Genomic DNA, 11,819 nt, shown 5'->3' with positions numbered 1-11,819 from the left:
GCTAGCTCGCCGCGCCGCGCAGTCGTGCAACAGCCGCGCGGGCTATGCTCGGCTGATTCATCGTGTATACATGAATGCCGTCGACGCCCGCCTGGGCGAGGCCTTCCATCTGGTCGCACGCGTATTCGATACCGGCCGCGCGCAGCGATTCCGGGTCTTCTTCGTAGCGCGCGAGAAGCTTGATAATCGGAGAAGGCAGGCTGGCACCGCACATGAACACCATGCGCGAAATCTGAGCCTTTGACAAAAACGGCATGATGCCGAACGTGATCGGCACCGTAATGCCCGCATTGCGGGCGGCTTCAAGGAATTCGAGCGCACAATCGTTGTCGAAGAAAAGCTGCGTCACGAAGAATTGCGCGCCTGCGTCCTGCTTTTCCTTCAGGTGTTCGATGCTCTTTTTGAAATCCAAGCAGTCTATATGGCCTTCGGGATACGCCGCGGCGCCCACGCAAAAGCCCGCTTCGCGTACTACGGGAATGAGGTCTTTGGCAAAGTGAAAATCGTTCGTCGCAGCACCGGGGACGGGATCGCCGCGCAGGGCGAGAACGTTCTCAAGGCCCACTTCGCGCATGGCGGCAAGCGTTGCGTCGATATCGTCCTTCGTTGCTCCCATGCAGGTCAGATGAGCCATGATGGGCAGCGCGAAGTCTTCTTTCATCATACGGGCGACGTCGATCGTGCGCGCGCTGTTACCGCTTCCGCCGGCCGAGTACGTCACCGAAACGAATGCGGGATCCAAAGGAGCAAGCTCCTCGGTCATTGCATGCGCAGTCTCGACAGGAAGGTCGCCTTTCGGAGGGAAAATCTCGAATGAAATGGGCAGGCTTTCGCCTTGAAACGCCTGTGAGATTTGCATAGCAGGGGTCCTTTCTCGTCGAACCGCCATTGTAACGCCTTATCCCCACGACGCTTTAGCATGCGATAGTATGAAACACGCTTGAAACATTCGGCGACGACACAGACGAAAAGCAGGCAGCGGCAACGCGGCCGACACCCCACCGCAATGGGAAATGTCAATGAGCAAATACGGCACGAGACGCCGCTGCAAATGACTCGAATTAGACTATGCGACGAAATTTTTTGTCGCTGGAAGAACAAAACGAAAACTGCTTTTGTTTCAGAACGAATGGAACACAAGGATCCGCGTTTCACCGTTACGCAAGACCCCCCGATGCGCGTTGAAGCATCGGGGGATTCGAAAAACACCTCGAAATTATGGAAGCAATCGCTCGGACCGCAGGCACACCGCTAGCTTGTCAGCTCGGCATAGAGCTTGAACAAATGCGCGACGATGCGTTCTTCGTCGCCGCTGAAATCGACACCGTAGGCGACCTCGACCGCCGCATCAAGCGCCTGATGAGCGGAAAGCAAATCCATGGGCATCTTGTCGGGGTCGTAAAGATCCGCGAGCGTTTTACCGGGATGCGCCGCACGGGCGTCGAGCACCGCCTGCGCACACGCCTCGATACGAGAGCGAATCTCGGGCGCGACCGCATCTTCAACCGGAACCTCCAACGTTTCGCGCGTGACACCAGGCCAAACGAAGTTGTTGTAGACGACCGTATTCGCGTAGCGATACCGCATCTCGAGACGTCCAGCAACAGCACGCATCCACGCATTGTGGACCTGCGACACCATAAGGCCGAACACGTACAACGAAGACGAAGGCACGAAATAGAGCATGTTGCCGGGAATCATACCGTTATCGATAAATCCCATGGGGACGTAATCGCGACGCTCCGACGATACGGAAGGTACTCCGATATACGGAATATCTTTGAACTTCCCGCACGGCCGCAAGATATGAGGGGTATCTTTGAGCTTGAACGCATCACCCGTAGGAGTTTGAGCCGAACGCCACTCCGCACACGCACGAACTCGCTCAGCAATAAAAGGATGTTCGTCATAGGTTGAGGCATCCGCATCGACAAGCCAGAGGCAGTATCGGTCATCGCCCTTGATAAAGTCCGCACCCATCGAGAACGGGCGAATCCATTTCAGCGCGCCGGGGTCAGATTCGACAAGCTTGTCATATTCATCAGCCCCAAACAGCAGACATCCATTATCCGCAGGCTTAAATCCCTGGGCCATCCCCTCAACGCGGCACAGCGGATTAGTACGCTTCTCGACGAACACATTGGGGGCAGGCTGCAGGTAGCCATTGATATTCTCGACCACGCGACCGTGGCCTTCCCGATCGAACAGAATACGCTCGCGCGTTCCGACATACGAGAAGCCCACGATGACCACGTGCACGTGCGCCTGATCGTTCGCTTCGCTGTTCCACACGAACGACTGCCATGCGAAGTCGATGCCGATACCTTGCTCGAAAAGCGGCTTCCACAACGGCTCGACCTGCTGGCCCTGGCAAATGCTATTCGTGGATACGAATGCCGCGCGAATGTTTGTATCACGCATATATACGGCCGCCTTTGCGTACCAGCAGGCAACATAATCGAGCGTCTTCACTTTGCCGAAAATTTCAGCACGATCGTCCGACTGCTCCTTCGACAAGTTCGAATATCCAAGGAACGGAGGGTTTCCTGCGAGAAGAATCGAGCCTTCAGCTACGCCGCCATCACGCTGCGCGCTTCGAGAGAGAGAGAGAGAGAGAGAGCAGGCTCCGCCGGAAGGACATCGTTCCAGTCCATGCGCAGGGCGTTGCCTTCGTGAATGTTGCCATTGCTCTTCAGGGGCAGGAAGTCGAAGGGCTGCAGCAGAATCTCCTGCGTGGCTTCCATCATCTGCTCTTCGGCAATCCACAGCGCAGTCTTGGCGACGCTCACAGCAAAATCGTTGATCTCAATGCCGTAGAACTGGCTGATAGACACCTTGATGGACGCAGCATCCTGATCGAAGCCCAAACCCATCTGATCACCCTGTAAGTCTTCCAACGCGCGATTTTCGAGCTTGCGCAGGCTCAAGTAGCTTTCCGTCAGGAAGTTGCCGCTGCCGCACGCGGGGTCGAAGATACGCAGGCTGGACAGCTTGCGCTGGAATGCCTTCAGCTTGAGAATGCGATTCTTCTCTACCTTTTCTCCCTCGATTTCGGCAAGTTCTGCACGTAAATCGTCCAAAAACAGCGGGTCGATGACTTTATGGATGTTCTCGATACTGGTGTAGTGCATGCCGCCCGCACGACGCGTGACGGGATTCAGCGTGCTCTCGAACGCCGCGCCAAAAATGGTGGGGCTGATGCCCGACCAATCGAACTTCTGTGACGCCTCGAGCAACAAGTCAAGGCGAATATCGTCGGTGAACTGCGGGACCACGATGTCGTCATTGCCGAACAACCCGCCATTGACGTACGGGAATGCCAGCAAGGCATCGGGCAAGTACGGATCGCGCTGCTCAACGGGCGTGTCGAGCACGCGAAACAGGTCGACCACCGCCTGGCGCATCTGGTCGGCACGGTAGTCCTTCAAATAATTCAGCACGGCGTCTTTCTCGTGCATAAGGCCCGAGTCTTCCGCGTACAGCAAGAATACCAAGCGCACGATCAGCACGTTCAGGCTGCGCTGCTCATGAACGTCGGTTTCGATGTTCTTATATTGCTTCGAAAGCTGCGTGTACAGCTTGCCCACCAACTCGCCTGCCTGCACCGACAGCTGCTTTTCGCGCTCGATGCGAGAATTCTTCGCATCGGTAAGAAAGCCGAGCAGATGCAGCTGTTCGGGCAGCTCGTCAAGAGCGAGCGAAACATACTCCTCCTGACGCTCTTTCTCCTGGTCGTAAATGCGGAACTCATCGAAGTTGCACGTGATGATCCAGCGTGGGCGAATGGAGAACGGCAGGTTATCGGCGTACCATTTTGCCTGCTGATACGGTGTTTCGGGACCCGCCTTCTTGCTGCGTACGGTGGCTTCGTCAAGGCCGATGCCGCGCCCCTTCATTTCAACCAGAACGCCCATGTCTTCATAGAACACGTCGATCTTGCGGCCTTTGACCTTGCGCTCGAATTCAAGCGCATGCGTGGCGTTTTTCAAACCGTAGACGTCTTGAAGCAGCTCGATCCAAAACGACCGCGAATGCTCCTCCTCCACGCACGGAAGCGCACGCCAGCGCTCGACAAACGCCTTCGCCGCACGCTTCTGCTCCGTAAACGAAATGCTCATTCCAACCTCTTCGTCTTCACCGGGTCGCTCGCGAAACCATCTGTTTCGGACTGACGCATTCCCGATTCTTTCTTCCTGCGGCCGTCCTCAGCAGGAACATCCCTGCCATGTATTCACCCGTCCAGTTCATCCATCGTGTAGACAGAATAGCCTTCGTAGCGATAACTGGCGTCAATGCCTTTCATGTAAACCTGACGATCATCGATGGCATCGGTAAGTGCCGATTTCAGAAGCGCTTTTATCTCCGTGTCGCGCACGGGACTGCGCTCCATCGCAAGCAGATAATCCTCCTTATCAACGCGGCTCCAATCGACCACGCGCCCCAACTCTTTTCTCAAAATGGCATCCAGCCAAATTCTCGTACTTCTGCCGTTTCCCTCTCGAAACGGATGAGCCACATTCATTTCGACATATTTTTCGATTATTTCATCGAATGTGCCCTGCGGCATTTTGTCGATCGCCTCAAGAGCTGCCGAAAGATACATTACCGGTGCGAAACGGAAATTACCCTTGGCAATATTGACCGCACGCATACGACCGGCGAAATCGTACACATCCTGGAAAAGATGACGATGAATGGAGCAAAGCCCCTCGAATGTGCCCACTTCGAAAGAATCGAACAGCCCCATCTCGAACAGCTCCCGCGCACGCAATTTCGTCAGGCGCTCTTCTTCGCGCGCCAACTCAACTTCGTTCGCAATTCCCAACTTGTTCTCAAGCATCGACGCATCCCTCCGTAACAACAATTCTCGAACAAAAGGGCATCCCGACAATATGACCACGCATTACAGCACGCGGCCGACATCCTGACCTTCGCGGCGGATGCGCAGGATGTCTCGTTCGTGCAGCTCGAACGAGACGGCGAATGAATAGCGCTCCATGGTGCGATTGGCCACCTCCACAGCCACCAGCGTGCCGCGCGGACACGTCGGATCAGGGCCGATAATGCGGCCCAGGCCGTCACGTTCAATGTCCTTCAGATCGGTTCCTGGCGCAGCATGCCAGACCAGACGCTTCACCGTGCACGTGCGCACGGCAGCATCGGGACTGATAGCCTCAAGTTCCTCACCCTCGAAGAAGCGGTTGCGGCAAAGCGTTTCCACGCGGTATGGCTCGGCGGCATCGCACAGTCCATCCAGCTTAAAAGCGCCGCGCTCCCCCAGCTCATCAGCGGCGCAGCCCAGAACGCGCGCCACCATCTGATGCGAACGCGCATACTCAACCGTGCCCTGGTTTTGCCCCGGATCGCCAAAGTAGAAGCCCGTGCAGTACGGACGATGACTCGTGGTCTCAAGTTCGTCTTGCCATGCATCGGCGTCTTCGCCGTCGAGGACGTGGCGATACGCGTTGACCACCGACGCTACGTAGTATGCACCTTTCGCACGACCTTCGATTTTGATACTGTTCACACCGGCATCTTTAAGTTCTTGCAGGTGCGAAAGCATATTCATGTCGTTCGAACTCATGATGAAGCTGCCGCGATCGTCCTGTTCAATCGGGAAATACTGTCCCGGGCGTTTCTCTTCCACAAGCGCATACTTCCAGCGGCACGGCTGCGCGCAATGACCTACATTAGCGCCGCGACCCGCCATATAATCGCTAATCAGGCAACGCCCCGAATACGCCATGCACATAGCGCCGTGGACGAATGCTTCAAGCTCGATTTCATCAGAAAGACGACGGCGCATTTCAGCGATGGCCGCAAGGCTCATCTCGCGCGCAAGCACGATGCGCGAAACGCCTAGGCTCGCATACATGCGCGCCGATTCAGCATTCATGCACGACACCTGCGTGGAAAGATGGATTGCCAGGTTGGGAGCCACTTCGCGCGCAACCGCCAACGCACCCATATCGCCGATGATCACGGCGTCCACGCCCGCTTCGTCAAGCATAGCAAAATAGCGACGCAAATCGTCGATATCTTCGTCGGTCATCATGGTATTGACCGTGACATGCACATCCACGCCATGCGCATGTGCGTATTCGACAACTTTGGGCAGTTCGTCTTCGTCGAAGTTATCGGCACGGCGACGCATGCCATAGCGCGTCGATGCGAGATACACCGCATCCGCGCCGAAATGAATCGCGTACTCGAGCTGCTCCCATCCGCCCGCAGGCGCGAGCAGCTCCATCGTGTCTTGAGACGAAGAGCGTGCCATGAACCGTCCTTTTCTGACTATATAATCGAGATGTTCGTACATGCAAAACGACCCGTTTGCCTCCGCATGCAACGCCTCAGTATATCGAACCGCGCATTCAGGCACGCCATGTACATCGATTTGGAACAATATCGCGCGGCCACTGCGCACGAAGTGACGGATTCCCCTCCTCATCGGGGAGAAAGCACGAGTATCACCCATGCACATTACCATGAACCTCGAAGATGGGTTTCTACCCGACGAATACGGAAAATATGCCGATCCTGCGGATTGCCATGGCTGGAGCTGCCGTCGTTCGTTTCCTTTCGAGGTGACGGACATCCCAGCCGAAACAAAAGCACTCGCATTTGTCTTTCTTGACTGGGACAGCGTTCCTGTATGCGGTTTTCCGTGGATTCATTGGTGTGCTTATGCAAACGGCCCGTTCAACGGCTTCTTTGCTTTGGACGATGACGCCAGCCGCAACGGCGCCGAAGGTCTAATACAAGGTTACAACAGCGCCGCGCAATCCGAACCCGAGCGCGGCACGGGATACGTAGGACCCTGCCCTCCCAATGCCGACCACGTATACACTCTACGCGTCATGGCGCTCGATACACCCGTTGACTTGGCCGAGCCCTTCTGGGCCAACGAGCTCATCGCCGCAGCTCGCGGGCACGTACTTGCCGAGACAAGCGTCGAAATGATTGGGCGCTGCTAGCTCCGGCACGCCGCATTCCGCTATAGTGCACCAAAACCCACTTTGAAACTCGCAAAACTCACGAAACGTACCAAACACGAAGCAAAGACAAATATAGATAAGCAAAATAATCAACATGATTGCCTGTAATATCCATTAATTTGCTTCTTTAAAGCGATTTTTTGAAAAAAGGATCCGCGCCTTGGTACGTTTCGTGGGTTTTGCGATAACGAAGACGGGGTTTCGTGCACTTTTGCGGCAAATGCATACGAACAACAAACGTAAAGCGCCCCTGTCGCGCGCCCGCAATGCGGGAGCCGGCAGGGGCGCTTGCGTGTCTGCGACATGCTTGAGGCGATCACGCCCTACGCGATAACCTCGTCAACGACGGCTTCGACGGCGTCCAACGCCACAGAAACCTTCTCTCCCGTTGCGCGGTTCTTCACTTCGACAGTGCCTTCTTTCAAGCCGCGCTTGCCCACGATGACCTGCACCGGCCAACCAATCAGATCGTTGTCGGCGAACTTGACGCCGGCGCGCTCGTTGCGATCGTCCAACACCACTTCGTAGCCGGCGGCGGAAAGCTTCTTGGCCAGCTCCTCTGCAGCCTCGGTCACCTCGTCAGGCTTCGGAGACAGCGGAATCACGCACACGTGAGCAGGTGCGATGCCGGCCGGCCAGATAATGCCGAAGTCGTCGTAGCTCTGCTCGACGGCAGCAGCCATGGTACGAGAGACGCCAACGCCATAGCAACCCATCATGAACGGCTTCTCGGAACCGTCCTCATCCATGAACGTCGCGCCCATGGCCTTGGAATACTTGTCTCCCAGCTTGAAGATCTGACCCACCTCGATACCGCGGGCGGCCTTCAACGGCAAACCGCAATGCGGGCATGCGTCGCCCTCTTTGACAGTGCACAAATCGGCCCAGGCATCCACCTGGAAGTCCTCGCCGTGCTTGGCACCCACGAAATGGAAACCATCATCATTGGCGCCAACGACCCAGCGCTCGATGGAGCGTAGGCTCTCGTCGGCCGCCACCTTAACGCCCTCGGGCAGGTTCACCGGACCCATGGAACCCTTGGTCAGACCAGCCTTGAGCATCTCTTCGTCAGTCAGCGGAGTGAAGCCGGGAACCAGGCGGTCGGCTTTGCACTCGTTGACTTCGTAATTGCCGGGAACGAAGAGGACCCAGATGGAGCCGTCGTCGCCCTTGCCGGAGAACGCCTTGGCGGTGGCGCTTTCTTCGCACTTGAGGAATGCCGCAAGCTCGGCGATGGTATGAACGCCCGGGGTTTCGATCTTGGCAAGAGCCTCGGCGGGATACTCGGTGGGGACGGGAGAACACTCGCCCACCTCGACGTCGGCCGCATAGCCGCAGTCGCAATACACGAGCTCGGCCTCGCCGGTTTCTGCCAGAGCCATGAACTCCTCGGTGGCGTTGCCGCCGATCTGGCCCGGGTCGGCCTGCACGATACGGTACTTCAGGCCCATGCGATCGCACATGTTGATATAAGCGTCGCGCATGAGCTTATAGGTCTCGTCCAGGCTTTCCTGGTCGGCATTGAAGCTGTAAGCGTCTTTCATGATGAACTCGCGACCACGCAGAAGCGCAAAACGCGGGCGGCGTTCGTCACGGAACTTCACCTGGATCTGATAGAGATTCTTCGGCAGGTCCTTATAGCTGCGAAGCTCGTTGCTCACCAGGTCGGTAATGACCTCCTCATGCGTGGGGCCCAGGCAGAACTGGTTGTCGTGACGGTCGGTCACACGCAGCATCTCGGCACCGTATGCGTCCCAACGACCGGAGCGATGCCACAGCTCAGCGGGCTGAACGAAGGGCATGAGCACTTCCTGGCCGCCGTGAGAGTCCATCTCTTCGCGGACGATGTTTTCGATCTTATGGATGACGCGCAGACCGAGCGGCAGGAAGGTATACAGACCTGCAGCCTCTTTGCGAATCATGCCGGCGCGAGCGAGAAGCTTCGCGGAAACGATATCTGCGTCGGAGGGGTCCTCCTTCAGCGTGGGGGCGTAAATTTCGCTCATGCGCAGCACGTTGCGATTCACGAACTTGTTCATGCTTCGATGCCTATCTTTCTATCTCGAGTTTTTCGATCTCTTCCGTCAGAGCTTCAACGATACAAGCCTCATCAACCTTGCGCAAGACTTTTCCCTTGGAGAAGATGACGCCTGAACCCGCTCCGCACGCCACGCCCAGATCGGCATCGGCCGCCTCGCCCGGTCCGTTGACCACGCAGCCCATGACGGCCACCTTGATCGGCGCCGCGCAAGCTGCCAGGCGCTCGTCCACGCGCTTGGCCAGGTCGATCAAATCCACCTGGCAGCGACCGCACGTAGGACAGCTGATGATTTCGGGGCCGCGGCGGCGCAGATCGAGCGCCGCAAGCAGCATCCAGCACGCGCGAACCTCGGCCGTAGGCTCGTCGGTGAGCGAAATGCGCATAGTGTCTCCGATGCCCTCTTCGAGCAGAATGCCCAAACCGCTAGCAGATTTGATCACGCCCTGCATGAGCGTACCCGCCTCGGTAATGCCTATATGCAAGGGCACCTCGGGAATCTCCTTCGCAAGCATACGGTAGGTCTTGACCGTAGCCATGACATCATGGGCCTTCGCGGACACCACTACATCGTAAAAACCGCGCTCTTCGAAATGGCGCACGTAATCAACTGCGGAGGCCGCAAGCTTCTCGGGCAGCGTGAGGTCTTCACGCGCCTTGAGCCCTTCGTCGAGAGAGCCTGCGTTCACGCCGACACGAATGGGGATGCCCACCTCGCGCGCAGCCTCGATCACGGCATCGGTTTTCTCCCAGCCTCCAATGTTGCCCGGGTTGATGCGCAGCTTCGCCGCGCCGCGACGGGCCGCCTCGATGGCGATCTGCGCATCGAAGTGAATGTCCGCCACCACGGGAAGGGGGCTTTTCGCACACACCTCTTCGAAGGCGTCCAAGCACGCACGGCGCGGGATGGCCATGCGCACCACCTCGCAACCCGCCTGCGCGAGCGCCTCGATCTGCACGAGGTTGGCCGCCACGTCATCGGCCGGCGCGTTGAGCATGGATTGAACGACGCACGGAGCGCCGCCGCCCATGGGCACATTGCCCACCATGACGCGACACGTTTGCTGGTTTGGCTTCATGTTGTCAGCCCCTTCCTCTTCTTCGCATCTGACCAGTGTATCCCATGAGATCGCCGTGAAAGAAGACCCTATAGCGCCTCCACGATACGCGCAGTCAAGCCCTCCCAGGAAAGATGCGAAACGTCGAAGGGGGCAGCCTCCAGAAGTATGCACGCCTCGATAGCGTCAGCCAGCCGACGCTCAAAAGCGGGCAGCTCGTCTTCGAACGGCTCGTCGACGCCGCGCATAAGCGGCGGCGCAACGTATACAATCGGCGCGCCTGGCGCATTCGCATCGAGCCAAGGACGAATCCCAGGCAAATCGGTGGTCACAACCTTGCAGCCGCACGCAAGAGCCTCGATCACCACAAGCGGCAACCCCTCGAAAAACGAAGGCAGAAGAATATGTCTGCGCGCCGATACGCCTGCGCCAAATCCGTCTGCGAAAGCCTGCCGAGAAACGCCACGTCGGAAACGCAACGAGCGGCGCGCGCAACAATTCCGGCATATTCTTCGGGGTCGTTATGCCCTCCTGCAAGGCAAAGCCTCAGACGCGGCGACGAACCCCCGCCGCGGCGCGCACCTTCTTGATGCGCCGCTTCAATAAGGTCGGCCGCCTCCAAAAGCGACGGAACCCCTTTCTTCTTCCAAATCTTTCCCGCGTACACAAGCTCGACAGGCGCACCCGCACGTACATCATCGTCGCATGCATCCGACTTTCCAGCATTGAATATCGCCGCGTTGAATCCCGTACCCACCACATGCACGCGCGCGGGATCGACTCCGTACACGCGCACGATCTCTTCCTTTTGCGCTTCATGCAGCGCGAACACGCCCGTCAAACGACGCATTGCCGCAACGATGCGGTCTCGCTCAAGGCCGTGCTCGCCCATCTGACGCAAATCAGTTGAATGGCATACTGCGAATACCCGCCGATGCGCAAACGTTTCCACCGCCACTGCCGTCGCGAGATAGAGGTGGTGGCACAGCACGACATCGGGTCCGAACGCTTCGTCAAGCTCCTCGAACACCCGGGCGAAAGAAGTCGCGAATGCCGCCGTCATAGAAGGCGTCATGTCGCAATAGCGCGTAGCCGGATAGGGCATTTGATTAGACATGCCCGCTACGTGAAACGGCAGGGCTTCAGTGTCGAAGCGAACGGGACGAAACAGCACGCCCTCCGAAAGCTCAGGGGCATCGTCGGCGGCAACACCCGCCACCACCGCCACGTCATGCCCTGCGGCAACTTGGCAACGAACCGTTTCGGCCAGATAAACGCCGCTACCGGTGCTGTCGGGCTTTTGAGCGGACACGTTAAGAATTCTCATATGCAACCTCTTGAGAACCACAAGCAAAAGCGGCCCCGCAGGACCGCCTTTGCAGCATATGGATCGCTTACACGAAACGATAGATGTCTTTGGTCGCCTCGACGAACACATCGTAGACTTCCTGGGCCACGCCCTCGTCAACCAGAAGCTCGAAGCTTGCGGGCTGGCCCTCTTCGTCAAGCTCGGTCACCTCGAGAATCAGCACCTCGCCGGAAGAGCCTGCAGGCAAATCTTCTTCGACCGGGAAGAAGAAGCCGTAGCGGTGGTCGTTGTGAAGCACCAGACCAAGAAATTCCAGGCTCTCGATATCGCCCTTCTCGTCCTCGAACTGAAAGACGATGCCTTCCTCGACAGGAGGGGCGAAATTGGGGGAGCTTCCCTCACGAATGTCAGCCATG

The 11,819-nt window shown here is 57.6% G+C and carries 10 protein-coding genes and 1 pseudogene; 1 reads left to right on the top strand and 10 read right to left on the bottom strand.

Translation table 11 applies throughout. The annotated features are described in order from the left end of the window. Position 1: 1 nt before the first annotated feature. The 5 genes from HMPREF9451_RS01075 to HMPREF9451_RS01060 all read right to left on the bottom strand — a co-directional run bounded on the left by HMPREF9451_RS01075 (position 2) and on the right by HMPREF9451_RS01060 (position 6,277). Positions 2 to 859 carry a methylenetetrahydrofolate reductase gene (locus HMPREF9451_RS01075; RefSeq protein WP_009138449.1) on the bottom strand — a complete coding sequence of 286 codons (858 nt, stop codon included), beginning with the start codon at positions 857 to 859 and terminating at the stop codon, positions 2 to 4. 392 nt (positions 860 to 1,251) lie between these two features. Next, complete coding sequence (locus tag HMPREF9451_RS09915) at positions 1,252 to 2,559, bottom strand: type IIL restriction-modification enzyme MmeI (RefSeq protein ID WP_316245092.1); 1,308 nt, start codon at positions 2,557 to 2,559, stop codon at positions 1,252 to 1,254. An 11-nt stretch (positions 2,560 to 2,570) separates the two neighbouring features. Next, a complete protein-coding gene (locus tag HMPREF9451_RS09910; RefSeq protein WP_009138447.1) occupies positions 2,571 to 4,118 on the bottom strand; it encodes a DNA methyltransferase in 1,548 nt (515 codons plus the stop codon). Between the two features lie 113 nt (positions 4,119 to 4,231). Continuing rightward, positions 4,232 to 4,840: a protein adenylyltransferase Fic gene (gene fic / locus HMPREF9451_RS01065; RefSeq protein WP_009138446.1), complete on the bottom strand. Its 609-nt coding sequence runs from the start codon at positions 4,838 to 4,840 to the stop codon at positions 4,232 to 4,234. Between the two features lie 63 nt (positions 4,841 to 4,903). Next, positions 4,904 to 6,277 (bottom strand): U32 family peptidase, encoded by a 1,374-nt coding sequence (locus tag HMPREF9451_RS01060; protein WP_009138445.1) that lies wholly within the window; start codon positions 6,275 to 6,277, stop codon positions 4,904 to 4,906. Between the two features lie 199 nt (positions 6,278 to 6,476). Between HMPREF9451_RS01060 and HMPREF9451_RS01055 the strand changes: the two genes are divergently transcribed. Next, positions 6,477 to 6,977 (top strand): YbhB/YbcL family Raf kinase inhibitor-like protein, encoded by a 501-nt coding sequence (locus tag HMPREF9451_RS01055; RefSeq protein ID WP_009138444.1) that lies wholly within the window; start codon positions 6,477 to 6,479, stop codon positions 6,975 to 6,977. Between the two features lie 344 nt (positions 6,978 to 7,321). Here HMPREF9451_RS01055 and HMPREF9451_RS01050 read toward each other — a convergent pair whose 3' ends face one another. The 5 genes and pseudogenes from HMPREF9451_RS01050 to HMPREF9451_RS01035 all read right to left on the bottom strand — a co-directional run bounded on the left by HMPREF9451_RS01050 (position 7,322) and on the right by HMPREF9451_RS01035 (position 11,818). After that, on the bottom strand, positions 7,322 to 9,037 hold the full coding sequence (locus HMPREF9451_RS01050; protein WP_009138443.1) for a proline--tRNA ligase: 1,716 nt from the start codon (positions 9,035 to 9,037) through the stop codon (positions 7,322 to 7,324). Between the two features lie 10 nt (positions 9,038 to 9,047). Further along, on the bottom strand, positions 9,048 to 10,115 hold the full coding sequence (ispG, locus tag HMPREF9451_RS01045) for a flavodoxin-dependent (E)-4-hydroxy-3-methylbut-2-enyl-diphosphate synthase (RefSeq protein ID WP_009138442.1): 1,068 nt from the start codon (positions 10,113 to 10,115) through the stop codon (positions 9,048 to 9,050). Positions 10,116 to 10,183: 68 nt separating this feature from the next. Next, entirely contained in the window at positions 10,184 to 10,459 is a 276-nt protein-coding gene (locus HMPREF9451_RS10225; protein WP_009138441.1) for a hypothetical protein, read from the bottom strand. Continuing rightward, a pseudogene (locus HMPREF9451_RS01040) lies at positions 10,445 to 11,421 on the bottom strand (glycosyltransferase); the annotation flags it as partial. The gene HMPREF9451_RS10225 and the pseudogene HMPREF9451_RS01040, both read right to left, overlap by 15 nt. A gap of 67 nt (positions 11,422 to 11,488) precedes the next feature. Continuing rightward, entirely contained in the window at positions 11,489 to 11,818 is a 330-nt protein-coding gene (locus HMPREF9451_RS01035) for a hypothetical protein (RefSeq protein WP_009138439.1), read from the bottom strand. Position 11,819 lies beyond the last annotated feature (1 nt).

Origin of the sequence: Slackia piriformis YIT 12062, from assembly GCF_000296445.1 — a bacterium.
Taxonomy (GTDB): Bacteria; Actinomycetota; Coriobacteriia; order Coriobacteriales; family Eggerthellaceae; genus Slackia; species Slackia piriformis.
Note: the sequence above shows the minus strand (reverse complement) of the source record. Positions and strands in the feature narration are given on the sequence as shown.

Bases quoted from the DNA above. Each gene is read 5' to 3' on its own strand.
- HMPREF9451_RS01075 (WP_009138449.1), bottom strand. From the start codon at position 859: ATGCAAATCTCACAGGCGTTTCAAGGCGAAAGCCTGCCCATTTCATTC.
- HMPREF9451_RS09910 (WP_009138447.1), bottom strand. From the start codon at position 4,118: ATGAGCATTTCGTTTACGGAGCAGAAGCGTGCGGCGAAGGCGTTTGTC.
- fic (WP_009138446.1), bottom strand. From the start codon at position 4,840: ATGCTTGAGAACAAGTTGGGAATTGCGAACGAAGTTGAGTTGGCGCGC.
- HMPREF9451_RS01060 (WP_009138445.1), bottom strand. From the start codon at position 6,277: ATGGCACGCTCTTCGTCTCAAGACACGATGGAGCTGCTCGCGCCTGCG.
- HMPREF9451_RS01055 (WP_009138444.1), top strand. From the start codon at position 6,477: ATGCACATTACCATGAACCTCGAAGATGGGTTTCTACCCGACGAATAC.
- HMPREF9451_RS01050 (WP_009138443.1), bottom strand. From the start codon at position 9,037: ATGAACAAGTTCGTGAATCGCAACGTGCTGCGCATGAGCGAAATTTAC.
- ispG (WP_009138442.1), bottom strand. From the start codon at position 10,115: ATGAAGCCAAACCAGCAAACGTGTCGCGTCATGGTGGGCAATGTGCCC.
- HMPREF9451_RS01035 (WP_009138439.1), bottom strand. From the start codon at position 11,818: ATGGCTGACATTCGTGAGGGAAGCTCCCCCAATTTCGCCCCTCCTGTC.